The organism is Paraglaciecola arctica (genome assembly GCF_018861065.1).
Classification (GTDB): Bacteria; Pseudomonadota; Gammaproteobacteria; order Enterobacterales; family Alteromonadaceae; genus Paraglaciecola; species Paraglaciecola arctica_B.
The window spans coordinates 609240-632108 of record NZ_JAHKQO010000036.1 but is presented as its reverse complement, the minus strand read 5'-3'; the positions used below and the strand labels follow the sequence as shown (position 1 = coordinate 632108).

The following is a 22869-nucleotide window of genomic DNA, read 5'->3' as shown; positions in this document are numbered from 1 at the left end:
AATTTATTTTTTAGCTTTTTGAGCAGCAAGCAATTCACAAAATTCGTCATAGGGAAGTGGTCGGCTAAACAAGTAACCTTGGGCAATATTACAGTTATGTTGTTTCAGAAAATCTCTTTGTAATTCGGTTTCAACACCTTCGGCAATGACTTCTAATTTCAAATTGTGGGCCATGGCGATCACCGCTAGTATAATAGCGCCATCACTATCTTGGCTATTTTCATTGATTTCATTAACAAATGATCTGTCTATTTTTAATTGGTCTATGGGTAACTTTTGTAAATATGCGAGTGAACTATAACCCGTACCAAAGTCATCAATTGAAATACTGATCCCTAACTTGCGCACTTCAGCGAGTAAAAAATGTACTCTATCGTAGTTGTCTATTAACACACCTTCAGTCAGCTCTATTTCTAACTGTTGTGGATTGACTTGAGATTCTATTAGGGTATCACTAATAAATTCGAACAATTGACGATCGCCAACTTGGCGAGGCGACAAGTTAATAGAAAGTTTAATTGGTTCACCTTGAGAGGTTAACCGTTTCAGTATTGCGCACGCCTCTTTTATCACCCATTTACCGATAGGAATGATTAATCCTGTTTGTTCGGACAATGGGATAAACTCGTCTGGTGATACCATATGACCATCAGGATGATGCCATCTAATCAAGGCTTCTGCTTTAATTATTTGACCATTAGATAGGTTCAATATTGGTTGTAAATATAATTCAAACTCTTGGTTTTGCAACGCATTACGTAGAGCATCTTCCATTTCAATACGCTTGCGAGACGCATCGACTAACTCTTTGGAATAAAATGAGATGCTACTGATACTTTTCTTTTTAGCGGCATAAACCGCTAAATCAGCATATTTCATCAGATCTTCAGCGCTACTGGAGTCTTTAGGAAAGGCTGCTACGCCAACATTTAACCCTACTTCACATTTAAGCCCTGAACTGAGGTAAAAAGGTAAACAACTTGTGCCAATCAACTTTTCTGCAAATGTGACCGCATAATCCTGATCCATCGAAGAAATTTGAGCATGGGAGTGTTTGAGTTCTAGAATCACTGCGAACTCAGTGCCACCTATTTTGGCTATCATGTCATCGGCATTTACCAAGTTATTGAGCCGAATCGACAGTTCTCTTATCACTTCGTCACCAATTAAATGACCATGTATTTCGTTGATGCGTTTGAATTGTTTAATATCAAGATATAGCAAATAGAACGGACGATTTTGCTGGATCTTTTTTTCAAGGTTTTGCCAAAAATACTGACGATTTGGAAGATTCGTCAGCGCATCGAAGTGGGTTAGCTTTTCGTTTCGTTTGAGCAAGTATTTGACTTGTGTTACATCACTTGCACTGAACAACCAATTCTGTACTTCTTGAGCGTCGTTCTTAATAGGTTGAATTGATAATTTCAGCCATTTGCCTTGTAATGGAGGGTTTAACCAAAAAATCTCGCCGATCCAAGAACTTGCGGTAGAGAAAATGCGTTCACATTCGGGGTACTGATTTCTAAATAGCTCCAACAACAATTTATCTGCAGGAAGATTCGTTTTAATATTCGTATCATCAAATATAGAGCGTAACGCTGGATTACTATTTAATAGAAGTAAATCGGTATCAAAAATTGCCACTCCTAAATCCGTTTGTGCTAACGCTTGTGTCACAGGCTGGTTTGCGGGAAAGGCTCGCTCAGTTTCGCTAAGCAACTCTTCTAATCTAGAGTGAAGGTAATCATGTTGAGCAGAAATTTTGTCAGCCGTTAGTAGCGATTCTCTGGCAATTTGAAGGGTTTCTTGTTTTTGTTTATATTTAGCGTTTAACTTGTTAACGATTAAATAATTCTTTTTGTCAGCGACTACGGCCGACGCTTCCAGACGAATTACTTGGTTAGACAATTGCTCGGACCACATTCCAGAGTCAATTCGTCCATTTTTATTTACCAGCCACAGGTTTTCAGCGTCAATTAAAAAGTCTTCGAGATAAGCTGAGTTATGCTCAAAACTAAATATTTTGCTGCCAACAGTTTCTGGTAGTAATTCATCTAGCCAATTTCCCGCTTTATACAATACTTCAAACTCATTGGGCGATAACCGCTGAAAAACAATGCAGTCTAGAAAACCTAAGGCTGCAAGTAGAGAAGCATCCACGAGAATTAGTTACGCTGTTAATACTTTGGCAATATGCGTGAACATGGGTTCGACACCATCCCCAGTTTTTGCACTAGTATTAAAAAATTGAACAAAGCCCTGTTTGATTTCTGCAAGTTCAGTTTCGCTCCAATGCCAGCTAGCAGGCAAATCCACTTTGTTTACAGCTAAAACTCCGGGAATGTCAGCCACTTCCTTCACCATTTTGAGTATATCTAATCCTTCCACCAATGATTGTGAGCGTGTGTGATCAGTGACAATAATAAAGGCCGATGCGCCACGTAAATATTTAGCTTGAAAACCACAGTAGCGATCAATACCTTCAATATCCCATATCATCAGTTGTACTGTTTGATTTTCCGTCTCTACTTGTTTTTTATCAATTTTCACACCGATAGAGGTCAGATATTTCTCAGAGAAAATACCTTCAACGTATTGTTTAACCAAACTAGTTTTACCTACGCCAGTGGCACCAAGTAGGCATATCTTCTTTTGGATCATGTTTGTCCTATTTGACCTAATTTTTATTATTATTTTCCTACGTATTTTTGACGCAGCCCCTAACCGCCTTCAAAATATACTACATTAAACATTACTTTCCGCGCTGCATCTTTGGCCGTTTCTAATTCGATAACGCCCAACCCAATTGCATTTAAGCGGCTATCAGCTATCCCTAGTTCTTGCAGTTTTAACTTTACATTATCTGCGCGCTTCTGACTCAATATTTTATTGAAAGATACCGTGCCAACTGTGTCGCTTGCGCCCATGATAATTAGGCCTAAGGATAACTCTTGCTGCTCTGCGACTTCAATTAAATTATTAAATTGCTGCTTAACCGAAATTAATTTTTCTATTGCCTGTTCAGATAAATCACTTTGCCCCGCTTCAAATGCGATAGAAACTCGGTCTATTTTGGCAATGTTTAAATCTAAAATTGCCCTCACTAATTCAGGGTCGTCGCTAGCGGTACTTTCTGTTCCCTCAATAATTAAGTCATCTAACCAGTTAGTTTGGAAATTTAATCCAATCAACTTTGTTAACTCACCTTGCAAAAGTAGTTTATCTAAATTGGTTACGTTACCACTAAATTTTGGAAAATCACCAACCCAGTCGACCTTGACATTCGGGTAGTCAGCAATAATTTTTTCAGTTTTATGTTTTATTAGGAGGGGATCCAGTGATAAGTAGGCTCTTTCTTTAAATATGACTAGGTTACTATCTATGCCATTTAGCTCAAGCCATTCTTGGATTGATACAGATGCAGGGTCACGTAACACTTCGAGCTGTATTTGTTCGAGCCCTGAAGTCTCTATGCTGGTGAGCAAAATACCAGGAGCGTTATCAATTAACCTCACTTGATTCATTAATTCATGAGAGTTCCAGCGTTTTACAAGCAAAAAGCCGCAACCTAATAGAATCAGTAAAACCACTGTCCATGCCATCCATGGTTTTTTACTGCTGTCATGTTCAGGTTTTAAGACTGTCATCAAACAGTCTCTTAATTGATGCTCACTATTATTAAAAGGTATCGAATCACCATCAAACTTATCTAACTCTTTGTCATAAAGCTTGTGAATTTCTTCTAACGTTGTTTGTAGTTGATTAGCTACGCCTTGAGGCATATTGCCTGTTATTGCCGCCACTACTGACGCTTTAGGGCCCTTTTTCAATAATAAGGTAAAATCGTCAGTTCGCACTACATCGAGATTTTGCTCTACTTTACCCGTATTAGTATTGAAAGAATCAGAAACGAAATCGTTTATAGCCGTTAACATGGAAGAGACCATGTCAGCATCTGCTTCCAGTTCCAAGCCTAAGGAAACTGAGTTCAATAATAATCCGGTTTCTCGATGGATTAAAAACACCTGCTCAACTCTAAAAGCAAAAGTTTGGCTCGCGGCATATTGGGAAAAGGTGACCCCAGATTGCCATGCTTTAAATCGCCACGTCAGGCCTTTAATTGTTAGGCTGTTTTCGATTAGGGTGTTGGTTTTTTCTAAAAGTTCAGTAATAAAAGCGGTAACTGATTTTCTAACTAGGCTACCTATCAGAGGGTATAAATAACTAACAAATCGGTCACTATTTGTGGCTATCGATTTTTCAACTGATTTCTCTACTATGGGCAATAGCACTTTGTTGACTGAACCATCTTGTGTTTCGCGGTCGTGCAAAGCTTCAGTAAATACTTCGCCTACCAATTCACGGGCATTGTCTTTTAGCGTTTGTCTGACATGCAGCCCGTCTTCTCCCAATACCAATTGACGTATTTGGCGCATTTGCGCAGTATCAGAATTGCTGCTGGATTGCTCGTTTAAATCTGCCATTTTTCAGGCTACTCACCTTCATCTGTTTCAAGGTTACTTGCTACTGTCGCCAGTAATTTGGCTAAGGTTTTGCGATCTGTCTTAGTTGAATTGAGGTCGCTAGACATTTGTGTGAGTTTTTCTAATGCTTGATTAAGTTGATTGGTAAATTTTACAGTTAATGCACTGATTTCTTTATCCAATCGATTGTGTAATTCGTCATTTTCTTGTTTGCTATTGGCTTCAGCCATCTCAAGTTCGGAAGATATTTTGTCGGCGTAACTATGTAATTCAGTGGCTTTTGCTTCTTGCCCTTGATCGGCAATTGCGAGTTTATCTTCTAATTGATTGAAACCATCACGCATCGCATTTTGCAAAGTTTGGGTATTTTGTTCCATGCTTTGCTGCATTTGGTTGAAGCTATCCTTAGTCTGCTGTTCTAATGCATCAATACGCTGTTCTATGTCTTTTTGAGCTGCACCAAAAACGATATGTCTTAAGCTTTCAAGTTCAGTTAACTCCTCTGAATCTGCGGATGAAGTGGATTGGTCATTGGTATTACCGGCACTTTTTTTATTAGCCATGTTGCAAATCCTCTGCTCGAATAATGCTTTTAATAAATGTGTACTAACCTTCAAACTCAATCATCATGCACAGATTTGCAGAATATTTAAACTGTTTTTCAGTGATCTAGGTGAAAACGTTACCAGAAGTGTTCATTCAACCACTAAAATATTGATTTTTGGTAGTACTAGTCCAAAATGGCGGTTGTAGCGTACATCACTGGTACTAAGTAGAAACCCATATCGAACTAACATCACCAAGAGTGTTTCATGAAATATCAAGGTAGTCCCGTATTTACCCATAAGCAAGAAGACAAGGTGGGAGTTTTAGTTACCAATTTGGGAACACCAGAAGCGCCTAAAAAGTCCGAGTTAAAGCGCTATTTAAAAGAATTTTTGTCTGACCCTAGGGTGGTAGAAATACCTAGACTACTATGGTGGATGATTTTAAATCTGGTTATATTGAATATTCGACCAAAGCGCTCGGCTAAAGCTTACGCCACAGTTTGGACTGAGCGTGGCTCACCGTTAATGTTTCATACTCAAGATCAAACCAATGCATTACGTGATGAATTACGGCAGCAATATGGTGAAAATATAGAGGTAGAGTTTGCGATGCGTTATGGTTCGCCCTCGATAGACTCTGTGATAGATAAAATGTTGCAGCAAGGCGTCCGTAAATTGGTCGTTTTACCTTTGTATCCTCAATACTGCGCTTCTACAACGGGCTCTACATTTGATGCGGTTGCCCAAAGTTTCAGTAAAAGACGCTGGATCCCCGAATTGCGTTTTATTACTCACTATCATGATAATCCTGACTACATAAAAGCGTTAGCCGATAAAATTCGTGCCCATTGGGAGCAACATGGTCAGGCTGATAAGTTAGTTTTTAGTTATCACGGTATACCCCACAGGTATTTGCTAAATGGTGACCCTTATCATTGTGAATGTCATAAAACTTCTCGGCTACTAGCTGCCGAGTTAGGCCTAGAGGAACACCAGCATTTTACGAGCTTTCAATCACGTTTTGGGCGAGAAGAATGGTTGAAACCCTATACTGATCATTCCCTTAAGGGATTTCCAGAACAAGGTGTTAAATCTGTACAAATAGTTTGTCCAGGTTTTTCTGCTGACTGTTTGGAAACAATCGAAGAAATTGCCGAGGAAAATAGGGAATATTTTATGGAAGCAGGCGGTGAACGATATGAATATATTGCAGCATTAAATGCTGAGCCTGACCATATTCAGGCCCTTACAAAGCTAATAGAAAGCCAGTTGCGAGGTTGGTCTATGACTTCAGAAAATACAGAGTTACGTAGTGAATTAGCAAAAGCCAGAGGTGCAGAGAACTAGAAAAATAAGGTATATTAGAGGGAGTGACAAATAAGATTGATAAGTCAGTTTGTGTTAACATAAATCTAACATTGCAATGTGGCTCCCCTTACTGACAATACAAAATTTAGTAGAGTACATAGTAAATAATAATCAAAAAAGCCGCTCAAACCCTTTTAAGGGTGGATAAGTCGGATGCAGAACAGGAACTTCCATGTCTACAGAAAATCTAGCAGACCAAGCCTTGGTCCATACTCCATTTTTTACCAACGACGCCTCTGTGATGGGGATTTTGGCTATTTTGTTGGGGTTGGTGTTTTACACCGCCAACAGCAAAACCCCGTTTTGGGGCAAATTTTACATGTTTGTTCCTTCTGTATTACTTTGTTATTTCTTGCCCTCGTTGCTGAATACTTTTGGTCTAATTGATGGAGAGAACTCGCAACTTTATTTTGTGGCTTCTCGTTATTTATTGCCTGCTTGTCTAGTTCTGTTAACTATCAGCGTTGATTTAAAGGCGATTGTTAAGCTAGGTAATAAAGCTATTATTTTATTTTTTACGGGTACTGTGGGTATTGTGATTGGAGGGCCAATTGCTCTGCTGATCGTCTCTATGGTTAATCCCGAGTTAATAGGTGTCGATGGCCCCAACGCGGTTTGGCGAGGTATGACAACTGTCGCGGGAAGTTGGATTGGTGGTAGTGCTAACCAAGCTGCAATGAAAGAAATTTACGGAGCGGGTGACCAAATGTTTTCTGCAATGGTCACTGTGGATATTATTGTCGCCAACTTATGGATGGCGGTGTTGTTAATCATGGCGGCAAATGCAAAAACAATTGATGCCAAAACTGGTGCCGATACGTCTGCCATTGATGAACTCAAGGACAAAGTTAAGAGTTTCGAGGCTAAACATTCTCGGATCCCAGATCTGACCGACATTATGTTGATTGTTGCGGTAGGACTGGGGGTAACCGGATTTGCACATATGTTTGCTGACACTATCACCCCATATTTTGTTGAAAATTTCCCAGGGCTTGCCAAGTTTAGTTTTCATAGCAAATTTTTCTGGATGATTATTTTTGCGAGTACAGTAGGCATTGCCTTGTCATTTACCAAGGTTCGCCAATTAGAAGGAGCAGGGGCCTCAAAGATTGGTTCGGCTTTTTTGTATATTTTAATTGCAACAATTGGCATGAAAATGGATATCACTATGATCGCCGATCAGCCTCTATTTTTTGTGATTGGCGCGATTTGGATGTTGATTCATGCCTTACTTATGTTGATTGTAGCTAAACTGATCAAAGCGCCCTTGTTCTATATGGCCGTTGGCAGCCAAGCGAATGTAGGGGGAGCTGCATCGGCGCCTGTAGTCGCCTCAGCTTTCCACCCATCATTAGCACCTGTGGCGGTAATGTTAGCTGTATTGGGTTATACAGTGGGAACATACATGGCTTGGTTTTGTGGGCAAATATTGCAAAGTATTAACTGAGAAATCAATCTATGAGTGAGAATTACCAGGCTCCGGCTGCCTTGCTCAGAGCGCAGCAACTAGCTAATTTGACCGATACCAAGTTACGAATCCCAGTAATTGGAATACGAGTAGGCTTGGATTTTTTAGTGGGGCTTATTCCTGTGGTTGGGGATCTTATTATGGTGGGGGTATCTTTGAGTATTGTTGCAATGGCAAAAAGTATTCATGTGCCTCGTGCTCTTAGAATAGCGATGTTGCGGAACATTGGAATTGATTTTTTGCTTGGTCTAATTCCATTTGTAGGTGATGTAGTAGATCTTTTTTATAAATCTAATCAAAAGAATGTACGCATTATGGAAAAATGGTGGGTAAGCCAAAATCAACATAAGATTCAAGCGAATAGCCAGCAAGCACTTGAAGATTGGCAAAAGTCCCAAGGTCAGCAGTAATGGATTTTGAAAGCTTTTGTCGTTTAACTCTAAGTCTTTTAATTTACTGATATTGAAAATATGGCTAGCTTGAAGTTCGATATAGATTTGCGAGAGGACAGTAGTGGCTCAATTATTTAGGATTACTTTACGATCAAGTACGCTATATTATTGATTATGAAGGTAACAACATCTTTGATTTCAGCATTAATCTTATGTTTAGCGACAGTATTGCTAAACATTTCCACTATTCATGCTAAACCGGTACAGCTATCGGTTGCGGTATTAGCCATAAATAAACAACAAATTTCCCTTTTTGCCGAGCAGTTTTACCGTTTCAATAATTTACAATCTGAAGTGGTGATCGATGTTGATTTTTACAGTGATCAAGGGCTTAAAAGTAAGCTGTTAGGTTGGCTCGAAACGGGTAAATACGACCTAATTCACTGGCAAGCGGGGAGACGCCTTGACGATTTAGTTGTTCAAGAGTTGTTGTTACCAATTGATAGGTTGATAGATAAAAAAACACTGAATAAAAATGTCAGTTCGCAGTTGTTGGATTCTGTTGAATACAGCGGTTCCTATCTGGCTTTGCCTTTTGCTTATTATCCGTGGGGATTTTATTACAGTAAAACAGTCTTCGCCAAACATGGGATTTTACCGCCAAAGTCGTGGGCAGAGTTCTTGGCCATATGTGATAAATTAAAGAAACTAGGCATTGCCCCACTTGTCCAAGCCAATCAAGAGGGGTGGCCCCTGCTTGGCTGGATAGATTTTTTGGCATTAGATAATGGTGGCATTGAAACCCGCCAAGAAATGACAGAATTTGCCAGTGTTGGTCGTGACAGTATTGCTAGGGTAGTAGAGCAGTTTTCAATATTATTAGATTATGGCTATTTTTTCGCGCCAGACCACAGTTGGCGATGGGAGCAAGCCATTACCTTATTGTTACGCCAACAAGCAGCCATGAGCTTAATAGGACAATTTGCTGAAAGTGAAATTCAACCAGAACATAACTCGCAGATTGGTTACTTTCCTTTCCCTCATTCTCAATCTAACCTAGTGTATCCAGAAGTCGCACCTATCGATTTGTTTATGGTGCCATTAGCTTCAAATAACCATGAACATTTGCCGATTCTCTTAAATTTTTTAGCGCAACCAGAGACTAACAAAGCATTGGCCAGTGGTATTGGTTTTTTACCTGTATACCCAGAGTATGATGGTGAAGGATTAAGTGAGCGAGCCCTAATTGGATTGCGAAGTCTACAGAAAAGTACTGAATTAGTGCCGTTTTTTGATAGAGATTCCGAGGAAAAATACGCCACTAATTTGGCCAATAGCATCGCTCACTCAATTTTAAATGGCGAGGCCTCAGCCTTTGAAGGTGCATTATCAGGCCACGATTTCGTCAACTCAACTAACCAAACTTTAGATTATGTATTACCTGAAAAACTACTTAATTTTACCTCGTTCACTGGCTCTAGAGGGACCTTCTTTGTGTCAAACGTGCTCAGTGAAGTATACAAAAAATTGGGTTATAACCTATCAGTGACGCGTTATAGAAATTTGCCAGACTCTTTAAATTCTTATAAATACGGAGCGGACGGTGAACTAGTCAGGGCGGCGGTGTTTAACGGTCTTTCAGAGGACCTGATTCAAGTGCCAGAACCTTTGGCTGAATCATCCATCTATTTGCTATGCCACACAAAAGTTGCCTGCACTGGAGAATTGAGTCCCCAAGTAGAAGTAGGAACCAGTATTGAAATACTCAGCATTGAAGACTGGTGGAAAACTGAAAAAGCGATTAAACAGGATTATACAACGACGTCGTTGATGTTACAGGCGTTTATGACAGGTCAGTTAAACTATATGATTCTAACCGCGGCAGACATGGCGGCCTATAGCGAACAACTGAGTAACAGTAGTTTCAGAACTATTTTGACAATCCCTTTCTATCATTTTATTCATGAAAAACATCGAACTATGTTGCGTGATGTTAATCAGGGTATAAAAGATTTTAAGCAGACATCCGCGTACCAAGATTTTAAGAAACGTTACTGGCTAAATTAAATGATTAACGCATTGGATTTGACCTAGTAGTAGGATAAAACAACTCAGAAGAAAATCTATGAAAATATACGATACTAAAACTGCCCCTTCACCTAGAAGAGTAAGAATTTTTCTGGCCGAGAAAAATATTCCTATGGAATATGTGCAAGTGGATTTGCAAAAGGGCGAAAATATATCTCCAAAAATGCGGGCTAAAAACCCGGTGGGGAAAATTCCTGTTCTTGAACTAGACGACGGCACTTGTATCAGTGAAGGTGCATCCATTTGTTTATATTTTGAAGAGTTGTATCCAGAAATTAATCTATTGGGTAAAGATCCATTGGAGAAAGCTACCATTGATATGTGGCATAGACAGGTTGAACTGTATTTTTTTGGTCAAGTAGGTATGTGTTTTCAACATACCACTGGGTATTTTAAAGATCGAATGACACCCGTAAAAGAGTACGGAGAAGTCGCTGGCAAAAACGCCGCTGGTTTTTTAAATGTATTAGAAAAACGCTTAGGTGAGTCTGAATATATTGCCGCTAACCGATTCACAATAGCCGATATAACCGCTATGTGTACCGTTGATTTTGCAAGAGTAGTTGATATTAAAATTACTGATAAATATCCTAATTTGCAACGTTGGTATGCCGCAGTGAGCAGTCGCGCTAGTGCCAAAGCTTAAAAATGTGATTGTAATCGTGCAGTCAATCACCTTAAATTGATATAAATTCGCCATTTTCTAGTGGCGTTTATTCAAGCTCAATCCCGCCATCTCTTGGTGATGTCATCATAAGCATCGATTCTGCGATCTCTAAAATATGGCCATATCCGTTTAATTTGTTCACTGCGATCAAGATCTATTTCGACGACTAAGTTTTCTTCTTTGTCACTGCTAGCTTGCGCTAGAATTTCACCTTGTGGACCAGCAATAAAACTTTGCCCCCAAAATTGAATACCCGGATCGCCAGCCACTGGTGACGTTTCAAATCCTGTGCGGTTGGCTACTACTACTGGCAATGAATTGGCGACTGCATGAGAACGTTGTATTGTTTGCCAAGCATCGTGCTGGCGACTTTGTTCTGCTGCGGAGTCGTTCTTATCCCAACCTATGGCAGTGGGATAAAATAAGATTTCTGCACCAGCCATAGCCATAAGTCTCGCCGCTTCTGGATACCATTGATCCCAACAAACCAACACTCCCAGTTTCCCCACGCTTGTTTGAATGGGTTCAAAGCCCATATCACCAGGTGTGAAATAGAATTTTTCATAAAACCCAGGATCATCTGGGATATGCATTTTACGATATTTACCGACCAAACCCTGTTGGCGATCAAAGACTACCGCAGTATTGTGGTACAAGCCGGAACCGCGTTTTTCAAATAATGAGGTGATAAGCACTATGTTTAATTTTGCTGCCAAGTCTGCAAAATAATCGGTGGCAGCTCCGGGTATAGGTTCCGCTAAATCAAAATAATCGGTGTTTTCTTGCTGACAAAAATACAAGGTACTGTGCAACTCTTGTAACATTACGAGTTCGCACCCTTCGGCGGCAAGTACCGACAATTGTTCTGCGCTACGCGCCCAGTTTTCTTCTTTGTTGTTACTGGCAACGGCTTGTTGAACCAAGCCCACCTTTAGATTACGTGTTTGCATAAACATGGACTCCGTTGACGAAAGACTGCAGTATTGCTGGTTTAAGTATGCCACAAGGTATTTGCATACTTATACAGTGCAAACTCCCAAATTGTTGTATTAAGGGCAGGCAGTTAATCGGCACAATGGTAAATTCAGGAAAAGCTTTTTGCATAATCTGCATGGCTAATTCATCTTCTGCTTGTTGATAAATCGGACATAAAATGTGTTGGTTGGAAATCAAAAAATTGGCGTAAGAAGCAGGGAGCCTGTCTCCTTGTGAATTCACTACATAAGGTAACGGCAATTCAAAAATTTGATGTGTAGGTAAAGCTTGTTGGCATTCTGTGACTAGGGCCGCTAACCCCGAGTAATGTTTATCGGCAGGGCGATTAGAAGCCGACTGGATCACTAACCCATTGTTTGGCGTAAAACGCACTAATGTGTCTATGTGCCCATCGGTATCATCACCCTCTAAGTGTCCATTTTGTAATATCAGGCTGTGTTTAGCGCCGAGAAAATCCTTAAAATCTTGTTGGTAGGCCGCCAGGGATTTATTGCCATTACGTTTAGGATTCGTAAGACATAATTCAGTAGATAACAGGTTACCATGTTGGTCAATCTCTAATGCTCCACCTTCAAGGACTAAATCGACAGATTTGATCCCTTTGTCACACAGTTGGCTTAGAACAAGCCGATTTATTTGGTTGTCTTTGGATGCATCGAATTTATGCCCCCAACCATTAAACTCAAATTCGATAGGCTGCAATCCTGACTCATTTGCGCAACTTAAAAAACCGTAATCTCTTATCCATGTATCATTGTAATCAGCTTTGACTATCAATACTTGTGCCGCTTTATGCAACTTTGCTAGACAATTTCTAACCTCGTTATCACGCACTAACAATACTACTTGGGTATTTGCCTGGTTAAGGGACTTTATGATGTTTAGATAAACGTTTTGTACTTCTTCTAGCCATGGTTGCCAATCGGTATTGTGATCAGGCCAAACTAGCAATACGGCTTCTTGTTGAGCCCACTCGGGTATTAGTTGGTAAGTTTCAGTCATGGCATGATTTGTCGAAAAATTTTGAGGATTATAATACCTACATACCTTGCCGTCTTGTTTTGTGGGATGTTGATAGCAAAAAATTTATTCAGAGCGCTAATAAGCAATGAGTTGTAAGAGGGAAAAACTAGCGTTGAGCAATTTTGTTGGTTTGAATACTGTTAACGAGCCTTAACAAACAAAGAATAGCAAGGTAATTTGGTGCTCCAACCACACCATTTTTATATTAATTGTTATTAAAATAATGCTTTTAATTCCGTAATGGAATAATTAATTTTGAAATTGCCATCGTTTTCAAGTAGTTATAGATGCAACATAAAATTAACTCTATGTTTTACATCAGTTTTACTAGTTCAATACAATAAAAAAACAGAAATTTATTTCTCGATCAGTCATAAATACACTGCGGTTTGTGGCCGTTTTTTGAACTAATTGGAGAATACAAATGAAAAAACTAATCGCGCTATCAATGGTGTTATGTACACTGAATGCAACTGCAAAATTGGGTTCAACCGACAAGGTGAAGTATGCAGGGGACTTGGCATACGCAAATTTTTGCGAAGCTGTAGTGAAAGATGACGTCAATATGCTTAAGAAAAGTGTTAGGAGTAAAATCGGTGTGGTGGCGAGAAGTAACCAGTCTGTTTTGAAAAAACTAACGGCAGAAAATGGTATGTCTTGTAACGGAGTTGATCTTCTATCCTTTTCAGAACAACGTAATGCGTCAAAGGTATTTGATTACCTGACTAGCACCAAGTGATTACTGTTAAAAAAGAACAATTACCAGCCCATAACTCAAACAACTGGGTCATGGGCTGATTTAAAGCAGTTTCGTTATTTATTTTTTTGGCAGGCGGCTGAGACTATTTGATTAAAAGTCGCGGCGTACTGGTATAGTTTTTTGCGTAAATCTAATTCACTTGGTGATCTCAGTGCGTCACTACTATTGGCTAATAACCGATAACCACACTGCTGTTGCAGGCTAGATGATGCGTCGTCGAGCCCCGGAAAAGTGGTGACTCTTCCAGCAAACGCCAACAAAGTAAAATCCTGTTTATCTATGGCTAAATTCGCATCCGCTTTAGGATCCGCATACCGCAGCCAACTAAGGTCGTTCGACTGATTAGTCGCGTTTTTTGTACTTTGATTAACTATGGTTGCCTCCGTTTCTTGTGATTGTGAAGAGGTAGTGGTTTGACTGCAACCTAAGGACAAACAAGCTACGGAAGCGACAATTGTTAAACAAAATTTTTGATTATTCATAACGTCCCTTATTAAATGTTTGATAAAACTTCATAACAAACCCTAGAACAAGCAGTAGGTTCAAAAGTGCTATAGTTCCCCCTCCTGAGTCTCCGGAGTTGTTAGAAATCACTGGCGCAGAATTAACTTGAATAGTTAGGTTCGCTTCATCTGTTAACACTCCGTCTGATACAACATAGACTATTGATTCGCTACCTGTAAATCCCGATGCTGGGGTATAGGTGAGTTGTTGATCCACTATGGCCACTTCAGCCGCACCAGAATAGGTAAATGATGTGATGCTGAGTGTATCTTGGTCGACATCTAGATCGTTGCTTAGTAGGTCAACACTTGTAGTTTCGCTGTTTTGTTGAATCGAAATAGTATCGTCATTTGCAACAGGCGCGTCATTTACCGCCACTACTTCAATTTGAAAGGTCAATACGTTGCTGTCTAATTCGCCATCGTTAACCAGTAATTGTGCGGTTAAGATGCCATTAAAGTCGGCATCGGGTGTGAGGATTTGTTGGTCACTACTATAATTATCACCTGCTTGAATTATCAAGGTGAAGTCATCTGGATAGTTTGAATCAGGATCGATAATGGCTAGATCATTAAAATCGAATAACCATGGGGAGTCTTCGTCAATGCTAATATCATCCAAATTATTGGAGCTTGCGATGGGAGCGTCGTTCACCGCCACTACTTGTATTTGAAATATCAGGGTGTTGCTGTCTGATTCACCATCATTAACCAATACCGGTACAGCTAATAGGCCGCTAAAGTCTGGATCGGGAGTTATCGTGTCTTGAACAACAGTGTAATTATCGCCACCTTCGATAGTTAAAGTGAAATCATCTGGAAAGATAGAGTCCGGATCAACCACGGTTAAATCGCTCAAATTAATTTGCAACTCTGTGTCTTCATCGATGCTAATGGAGCTCTGATTTTCAGAGGTGGCAACGGGAACGTCATTGATTGCTAAGACTTGTACTTGCACTGTGTATTGATTGCTATCTAATCCGCCATCATTTATTACTACAGGGACCAGTAAGGTACCCTGAAAGTCGGCGTCAGGGATCACAGTTTGTTGGTTAATACTGTAGTTTTCTCCTTCTTGAAGCGTAACAGAGAAATCATCTGGGTACTGTGAATCAGGATCGGTTACGTTTAAATCCGCAAAGTCGATTTGACGCTGCGAGTCTTCATTGATGGTGATGCTATTTTGACTATCAATTGAGGGGGCAACCGGATCTAAGCCTATAATCGCGAATTCGCTATTGCTGACTGAATAAAATACGTTGTCGCTGCATTTCAATACTAATCTTGCCGCTGTGCTAGTAATATCAGGGGCCCGTACTATTTGCTGTCCATCATTTGGGGTCGCTAATTGTACTGTCGTTTCAACAGGGTTATTGGTATTGGCGATGAGTAAAATATCAACATTCGTACAATTGATGGGGGCTGTTGAAGTATCACCTATATTCCAAGTTACGTTTTGTTCGAACTGGGCTTGCCATTCATCTGGGGTATCAATGCTGAAAGCTTGACTACTACTATCCACTGTAATAACCACATCCTGTTGGTTTACACCGCCTTTATTATCTCGAGTTGTTAACCGAAAACGCATGTCTCTATCGGTGGTTGCATAGGTCTCGCCGAGCGTGGTTTGATTTGCAAGCACATCACCTAATTCAGGAAAGTAGCGGTATGAATAAGCCACTGGGCTATAAGATCGAAACAGTGGATTATTACCATTGTCGCTATTTAATTCATTTAAACTTGCTGTGGCGCCTGAGCTGCCACCATTATCAAATTGCTCCCAGCTGTAGGTGAGTACATCATTGTTTTCGTCAGTGGCCGTACCATCTAAAACAAAAGGAGTACTAGGGGGAATGGTAAATGCATTTTGTTGTAATTGAATTTGTGGAATGGCGTTATCAATAGAGGTCTCAACACCACACCGTCTGCCCGAAAAACTGTCAACATAGCTACGAATCTCTTGAATGGATATGGAATGAAAATAAGGGTCACTGTTATTTTGTAAGTTTTGTGAATTACAAATACCCGCATAAGACATAATGGTAGAACCACTGCCGGGTTCGTACGCCGAACCAGCAGAGCGCGAACTTTGGTCACAGCTGGCGGAGTTAGTTGCGTTAAAAGAATGTCCAGCGCCTAGTTGATGTCCCAATTCATGGGCAACTAAATCAATATAAAAACGTTCTCCTTGAGGATTATTTAAGCCAGTATAACCTTGGGCTTTATATTCACTATTACATACCACTCCTACGTAAGCTAAGCCTCCACCATTGGTTCCAAGAACATGGCCTATGTCATAGTTTTGTTCACCGATCGCTTGATCTATAACTTCTTGATTGGCTTCAATATCCGTTGCTGCATCGGAATTCGTAAAGGGATCACTTGCGGCATCAAAAAAGATAATATTTTGGTTATCAACCAATTCAAATTGTAATGCTAAATCAACCAATAAAACCTGATTGATGCGGTTAACCAAAGTCATCAGTTCCGCTACGACATTTTGAGTAGTTCCTCCCAATGTTTGGGTATATTCTGCTGTGGTACTAATTGCCAGTGAATAAGTCCGCACTGTATCTCCCGTGGTGACTGCCTTTTGGGATATGACTGGCTCTTGTAAATACTGTTCGCTTAGCAAAAAATCAGCAGTACGTGTCGCTTCATCGGGATTCGAGGGGGCATCTTTGTACCAATAACTGGCATAGTCTAACGTTTCACCTTGATATTTAGGTGATAACAACATCCATTTATCGTTGTACCTAAAAAATCCAAACAAGCCCAGATGAGAAATACTAAATCGCCCAACGTTTTGGGGCTGATCAAGTTGTTGAGCTTGGTATGTCATAAACTCTGGAAATTGTTTGGCTAAATCGTCACTCAAAATAGGTGATGGGCTTAGTTTAACAACTATGTTTAAACCGTTTGGAAGAGGAACGTTTAGTTCAGTTTCTAAGTCAACATCTGCAAAGGTCGTTGCCAACAGCGACTTATTTATTTGTAATAATCTAGATTGCGCGGCTACTACTCGTAAAGGGGTGACGTTTTTTGCACTAGTTTGCGGAGACTTATCGATCCATAAGGTATCAGCTTGAGTGAAAAAAGTAATAAAACTGAGAATTAATAATAGAAACTGTCGAATATTTATATCCATGATTGAATCACTGAACTTTGCATACATACCTCTATGACTAATTAAAACTTATAAAGTGCCAAGTTATATTGGCCACTACATCTATAAAGCTAGCGTACTTCGGATGCCAGTAAATGTTCAATTTGTCGAGCGGCAACTTCAACCAGTGCTACTTGCTGTGACTCAGACAGCGCAAAGTTTAACCCTAAAATACTCTTGATGTGAAACTCACTTTTAAGCAGGTTAAAGAAAATAACCGCATTTTTATGAGCTAATTCCTCGGTCATTGAGTGTTCACCATAATTCAGAAAACACTTTGCCAAATATTCTACTGTGTGTTTTGGACCTGCTTGGTAGAACAATTCTGCCACTCTAGGGTTACTGTTGACTTCACCTATTATGACTCTATAAATGGCGATCACCTTGTGATCATGCAGCAACTTAACTATCTGCAAACCTCTTTCGCGCAATACTTGCGACAAATCATGGTTCCCGTTGTCTAGGAGTTTCACATCGAGCTGGTATTCAGCACATTTGTCCTCAATCACAGCTAAAAACAATGCTTCTTTATTATCAAAGTGTGAATAAACGGTTTGTTTAGATACACCCGATTGTTTTGCCACCATTTCCATCGAGCAGCCGCTAAAACCAAATTCCAAAAATAGGTCGCTGGCAGCCTCAAGAATTTGCTTACGCTTTTGCACACTTTTTGGCCTTCCTGATGGCCTTCCCGATTTATTTATTTGGTTATTTAACAATGTGAAACCTCTACAGACATTAAAAAACAATTGGCAACTGAAATATTAAATACTATTATATATCAAACTAGACAGTCTAGTATTTAAATCTTCAATAGCATTCTAACCTAATCCAGCAGGAAATTCATGACAAGCTCTAATCAGTTGCCTCAACAGCCAAGTTTTAAAAAATACTGGATCTGGTTAATCCCATTCACTGCCTTGCTCGCACTAATATTGCTAATGAAGGCTTCTGGTAGCGGCCAGACACAACTAGCTCCGACAGATATAAAGAAGCCGTTAGTAAATGTTATGCCAGTACAGTGGCATGAGCAATATGTTCAAAAACATTTGATTGTTGGTCGAGTTGAAGCTCCACAGACCGCAGCAGTGGGATTTGATTTAACGGGTTCAGTGGTGAATATAGTTGTTGATGAAGGCCAAAGTGTAAAACAAGGGCAAATCTTAGCTGAGCTGGATACATTAAGGTTAGATGCTCAAATGACTGAATTAACCGCCATTTTGAATCGAGCGAAATCAGATGCTAACCTCGCAAAGTTATCGCTTAAACGAGTGATTGAACTGGTTGATAAGAAGCTTGAATCGGCTCAACGCCTAGATGAAGCGACAGAGTCAGTGAACGCCGCCAATGCTTTTATCGACGAAGTGTTAGCACGCATTCAAAGTCTACAAGTAGAGATAAGTAAAACTAAATTGCGGGCGCCTTTTGATGGCAGTGTAGTTAGTCGTTTAGTCGACAAGGGAGCAGTGGTTGCGACGGGGCAAACCCTATTTACCTTGCAGCAAAACACTCAATTAGAGGCGAGATTTGCGCTCTCTGCAGCCTATGCAAATAAACTGGTAGTAGACCAAGTTGTCGAAGTATTTTCTCCGTCCAGTCGGTTGTTAGGTAAAATTAAGTCAATCGCTCAACAGCGCAGAGTAGATACTCGCACCGTCGATGTGATTATCAGTTTGACACAACAAAATCTCACTATTTTACCCGGAGATTTATTAAATTTTGTAATGAATACCGCAATCAATGGGGAAGGGTTTTGGGTGCCACGAAAAGCGCTAGTAAGCGGTGTTAGGGGGCTATGGAGTGTATTCGTTATTGAATCCATAGACAGCGAGTTGCATTTGCAGGCTAAACTTGTGGAAATGTTACACGTGGATGAGGAGCAGGCGTTTGTTCGAGGCCCTTTAAAAGAGAACGACTTGTTAGTGTCGGGTGGTGTACACCGTTTAGTTCCGGGTCAAAAAGTATTGCTGGCTGACGGGAACACCGCTAACTCTGTTTCTGGATCGCTATAATGTTACAACCTATGCAACCAAATAGTTTGCACCTCCCTTGGTATAGCTTGTTTTTCCGCAATGGGCACTTGTTAGTGTTAAGTATTTTAGTACTAGTGGTAGCCGGTGTGTCGGCTATAAACAATATTCCGCGTTTAGAAGATCCTAGAATCGATAACCGCAACGTGTTGGTTATTACACCTTATCCTGGTGCTTCATCAGAACGAGTTGAAGCTCTTGTCACAGATGTAATTGAAGATGAACTTCGACAACTACATGAAATTAAAGAAATTAAATCAACTTCCCGCTCAGGAACCTCCATCGTTTCTCTTGAGTTACAAGCATGGGTAGACAACAACACTAACGAACAAATTTTCTCTAAAATTCGTGATGGAATAAGTAACGCCAAGCTTAAATTTCCTCAGGGCGCAGGTGATCCTTTGCTTGATGAACGTAGAGGAGCAACAGCGTTTACTCTTTTGATTGGTCTGCAACCAGCAAAAGGTTACCGGACCTCTATGTCCATTGTTAGCCGAATGGCAGATCAATTATCCGACCAACTGCGCAATGTGCCAGGTACTGAGTTGGTTCGAGTCTATGGTGAAATAGATGAAGAAATTCGAGTCACTATAGATCCTCAACAGCTAACAAGCACAGGAATAAGCATCAGCCAAGCAAGTGATTTGGTTGCAAGTGCAGACCCTAAAGTTCCTGCTGGAACGATGTATTCAAAACAACAAAATATGCGTATGCAAGTGGCACATGAGCTGGACAGTGTTTCTGTCATTAGAGACTTGCCACTTCAAGCAAATGAGCAAGGTGGCTATTTACGTTTGGGAGACATAGCAAAAGTAGAAAAAGGGGCTCGTTCGCCGGTTGCAGATTTGGGCTTGGTAGATGGAAGTCAGGTTGTTTTTGTCGCATCTCGAATGCAAACCACATTAAGGGTTGATACATGGACAGACAATGCTAAAGAGGTTGTCAAAAACTTTAATGAACAATTTGGTGGGACGGTAACGGCCAATATTGTGTTTGAACAGAATACTTACACGCAAACGCGTTTGAGCGATTTAACCAAGAATTTGCTTCTTGGTAGTTTAGTTGTAATGGCTGTAGTGCTTGTTTTCATGGGCATGAGGGCGTCTTTGATAGTCGGTTTGGCATTGCCACTTTGTGCTGCGTTTGCGATTTTTTCATTGAGCTTTTTTGATGAACAAATTCATCAAATGTCAATTTTTGGCATCATTATCGCTATCGGTCTGTTGATTGATAATGCGATTGTTATAACAGATGAAATTAGAAGTAAGTTAGTGGACTCTGATATTAGTCGTGTCGAGGCTTTAACCCAAAGTATCAGTCACTTATTTGTACCGCTGCTAGCTTCGACATTGACGACTATTTTAGGCTTTATGCCAATCTTTTTATTACCTGGGAATATTGGTGATTTTATTGGTTCTATTGCTATTAGTGTGGTGATGGCGTTGATTGGTTCGCTATTTATTTCCCTTACTATCATAGCAGCACTAGCGGCGCGTTTTTTGTCCAGAAAATCAAAAGCGTCATCTGCTTGGTATTCTATTGGAATTAAGGCTCCCGCTATTAGTTTAGGCTACAGAACCGCATTGGAAACATCGCTAAAGCGCCCCGCATTCGGCATCTTGGCCTGTATTGCCATTTCTATTTCTGGGTTTCTGTTAGCTGGACAACTCGGCAACGTGTTTTTCCCAAGCGCTGACAGGGATCAGTTTGAAATTTACTTGTGGATGCCAGAGGGTACTGCAATCGAAGAGACTCAAAACACGGTAGTAAAAGTGGATAAGCTAATCCGTAGTAAACCACAAGTGGCGCAACTAAGTTGGTTAGTAGGGGGCTCGTATCCTTCAGTGTATTACAACCAAGTCATGAATAAGGATAACTCTTCACATTACGCCAATGCGGTGGTCACAGTAAATAGTGTCTCAGCTGCCAAAGCCCTTATAGGTGGATTGCAAGCTGAATTAGATCAAGTTTTTCCCGCTACCAAAATTGTGGTGCGAGCATTTGGTCAAGGTCCACCTGTATCGGCACCAGTTGGGCTAAATATATTTGGTCCAGATATTAATATTTTAAATGATTTAGGTGAGCAGGTGAGATTAGCGATGTCACAAACACCAGGTATATCTCATTCTATAGCGTCTGTTACTTTTGGAGAGCCTGAGTGGGTACTTGAAGCGACACAAGAGGCTAGTCAAATCGCTGGTATGTCCTTAGTCGAAATCTCGCAGCAGCTTCAATATGCATTGGAAGGAAAAGTAGGTGGCTCTATATTGGAAGGAACCGAAGAAATTCCTATCAGAATTCGAGTGGGTAGTGATATAGGGGGAGAGCTAGCGCAGATACAGAGCTTGCCTTTATTGAGTGAAAAACTGGCGAGGCAAGGGATATGGATGCCCGTATCTGCTTTAGGTGATTTTGTATTAAAACCAACGGTTGCAGGCATTACTAGACAAAATGGCGAACGAGTGAATAACGTCGAAGCTTTTCTGCTGCCAGGAGCTACCGCCATAGATGTAAGTGAACAGGTGCTAAAAACCTTAGACGATATGAACTTTACTATGCCTAAAGGGTATCGTTTTAAATTGGCTGGCGATGCGGATAAACAGCAAGAAGCTTTGGGGCAATTAGCGACGTATGCGCCGGTTTTATTAGTGTTGATGATTACCACGCTGATTTTATCTTTTCGTAGTTTGCGATTGGCTTTAGTCATTGGCTCGGTGGCAATATTGTCGGTAGGATTGGGCATGTTTAGTCTTTGGCTTTCAGGTATTCCTATTGGCTTTAATCCTCTACTGGGTTGTGCTGGGCTGATTGGTGTGGCTATTAATGGATCGATTGTTGTTATTGCAGCGATAAACGCGAATCCACACGCAAAGGCAGGAAATATCAAACATATCGTTGAAGAAACTATGGGTTGTAGTAGGCATATTTTGTCAACAACCTTCACAACTGTGGGTGGGTTTATTCCTATGTTGTTATTTAGCGAAGGAACGTTTTGGCCTCCACTTGCCGTTGTGTTGGCGGGAGGAGTGGGTTTTTCTGTTATTTTATCGTTAGTGTTTACTCCTTTGGTTGTGTCTAAGTTAAACAGAGTCGCACTTAAAGGTTAGATAGAGCTTAGAAAGAATTTCGATTGTGCTGTAAATCTAAATAACCATTTCTATTGCTTGATATCTTCATTGCGAGGTAGGATAAAATCCTTGTTGTGTTTAAACCATTAACTTTATGCAATGAATAATAGACTGAATGAAATCTGCTAAAAACAGCCTACTAAGTTGGTGGCGCACTGATTGTGTGAGGTGTAAGCGGATCAGAGCCTTAGTCATTTGGGCAGTAATTTGCTGTTTCCTGTATCTTTGGTTTTTGGGATGAACAACAA

General features: G+C 40.4%; 17 protein-coding genes. 8 read left to right on the top strand and 9 right to left on the bottom strand.

From position 1 onward, the window contains the following. Positions 1–3: 3 nt before the first annotated feature. Genes KO534_RS16025 through KO534_RS16010 form a run of 4 tightly spaced genes read right to left on the bottom strand, consistent with a single transcriptional unit; the run spans position 4 to position 5047 of the window. On the bottom strand, positions 4–2160 hold the full coding sequence (locus tag KO534_RS16025; RefSeq protein ID WP_215930817.1) for a putative bifunctional diguanylate cyclase/phosphodiesterase: 2157 nt from the start codon (positions 2158–2160) through the stop codon (positions 4–6). 9 nt (positions 2161–2169) lie between these two features. Further along, positions 2170–2661, bottom strand: a complete 492-nt coding sequence (locus KO534_RS16020; RefSeq protein ID WP_215930815.1) for a Rab family GTPase — start codon at positions 2659–2661, stop codon at positions 2170–2172. A 59-nt stretch (positions 2662–2720) separates the two neighbouring features. After that, the gene (locus KO534_RS16015) at positions 2721–4484 is read right to left on the bottom strand and encodes an OmpA family protein (RefSeq protein ID WP_215930812.1); all 1764 of its coding nucleotides are present in this window, start codon (positions 4482–4484) and stop codon (positions 2721–2723) included. A gap of 8 nt (positions 4485–4492) precedes the next feature. After that, positions 4493–5047 carry a hypothetical protein gene (locus tag KO534_RS16010; RefSeq protein ID WP_215930809.1) on the bottom strand — a complete coding sequence of 185 codons (555 nt, stop codon included), beginning with the start codon at positions 5045–5047 and terminating at the stop codon, positions 4493–4495. 249 nt (positions 5048–5296) lie between these two features. On the opposite strand from KO534_RS16010, the gene hemH reads away from it, so the two are divergent. The 5 genes from hemH (at position 5297) to KO534_RS15985 (ending at position 10994) form a co-directional block, all read left to right on the top strand. Then, positions 5297–6379: a ferrochelatase gene (hemH, locus tag KO534_RS16005; protein ID WP_215930806.1), complete on the top strand. Its 1083-nt coding sequence runs from the start codon at positions 5297–5299 to the stop codon at positions 6377–6379. Positions 6380–6572: 193 nt separating this feature from the next. Continuing rightward, on the top strand, positions 6573–7847 hold the full coding sequence (locus tag KO534_RS16000) for a DUF819 family protein (RefSeq protein ID WP_215930803.1): 1275 nt from the start codon (positions 6573–6575) through the stop codon (positions 7845–7847). Positions 7848–7858: 11 nt separating this feature from the next. Continuing rightward, entirely contained in the window at positions 7859–8278 is a 420-nt protein-coding gene (locus KO534_RS15995) for a DUF4112 domain-containing protein (protein ID WP_215930801.1), read from the top strand. Between the two features lie 174 nt (positions 8279–8452). Further along, entirely contained in the window at positions 8453–10327 is a 1875-nt protein-coding gene (locus KO534_RS15990; protein WP_215930799.1) for an ABC transporter substrate-binding protein, read from the top strand. Positions 10328–10385: 58 nt separating this feature from the next. Continuing rightward, on the top strand, positions 10386–10994 hold the full coding sequence (locus KO534_RS15985) for a glutathione S-transferase family protein (RefSeq protein WP_215930796.1): 609 nt from the start codon (positions 10386–10388) through the stop codon (positions 10992–10994). Between the two features lie 77 nt (positions 10995–11071). Here the strand turns inward: KO534_RS15985 and KO534_RS15980 are convergent, their stop codons facing one another. Together KO534_RS15980 and KO534_RS15975 are read right to left on the bottom strand one after the other, a co-directional pair. After that, positions 11072–11965: a carbon-nitrogen hydrolase gene (locus KO534_RS15980; RefSeq protein ID WP_215930794.1), complete on the bottom strand. Its 894-nt coding sequence runs from the start codon at positions 11963–11965 to the stop codon at positions 11072–11074. Next, entirely contained in the window at positions 11952–13013 is a 1062-nt protein-coding gene (locus KO534_RS15975; protein ID WP_215930792.1) for an agmatine deiminase family protein, read from the bottom strand. The genes KO534_RS15980 and KO534_RS15975 overlap by 14 nt, the downstream gene beginning before the upstream one ends. Positions 13014–13458: 445 nt before the next feature. Here KO534_RS15975 and KO534_RS15970 point away from each other — a divergent pair, with 445 nt between their 5' ends. Further along, entirely contained in the window at positions 13459–13773 is a 315-nt protein-coding gene (locus KO534_RS15970) for a DUF3718 domain-containing protein (RefSeq protein ID WP_215930790.1), read from the top strand. Between the two features lie 74 nt (positions 13774–13847). Here KO534_RS15970 and KO534_RS15965 read toward each other — a convergent pair whose 3' ends face one another. The 3 genes from KO534_RS15965 to KO534_RS15955 form a co-directional block, all read right to left on the bottom strand. Continuing rightward, a complete protein-coding gene (locus tag KO534_RS15965) occupies positions 13848–14276 on the bottom strand; it encodes a hypothetical protein (RefSeq protein ID WP_215930788.1) in 429 nt (142 codons plus the stop codon). Next, on the bottom strand, positions 14269–17445 hold the full coding sequence (locus KO534_RS15960; RefSeq protein WP_252732183.1) for a reprolysin-like metallopeptidase: 3177 nt from the start codon (positions 17443–17445) through the stop codon (positions 14269–14271). The genes KO534_RS15965 and KO534_RS15960 overlap by 8 nt, the downstream gene beginning before the upstream one ends. Before the next feature lie 89 nt (positions 17446–17534). After that, positions 17535–18128 carry a TetR/AcrR family transcriptional regulator gene (locus tag KO534_RS15955; RefSeq protein ID WP_354667947.1) on the bottom strand — a complete coding sequence of 198 codons (594 nt, stop codon included), beginning with the start codon at positions 18126–18128 and terminating at the stop codon, positions 17535–17537. Between the two features lie 180 nt (positions 18129–18308). Between KO534_RS15955 and KO534_RS15950 the strand changes: the two genes are divergently transcribed. Together KO534_RS15950 and KO534_RS15945 are read left to right on the top strand one after the other, a co-directional pair. Further along, positions 18309–19475: an efflux RND transporter periplasmic adaptor subunit gene (locus tag KO534_RS15950; protein ID WP_215930782.1), complete on the top strand. Its 1167-nt coding sequence runs from the start codon at positions 18309–18311 to the stop codon at positions 19473–19475. Continuing rightward, entirely contained in the window at positions 19475–22600 is a 3126-nt protein-coding gene (locus tag KO534_RS15945) for an efflux RND transporter permease subunit (RefSeq protein WP_215930780.1), read from the top strand. The genes KO534_RS15950 and KO534_RS15945 overlap by 1 nt, the downstream gene beginning before the upstream one ends. The last annotated feature ends 269 nt before the right edge of the window (positions 22601–22869 follow it).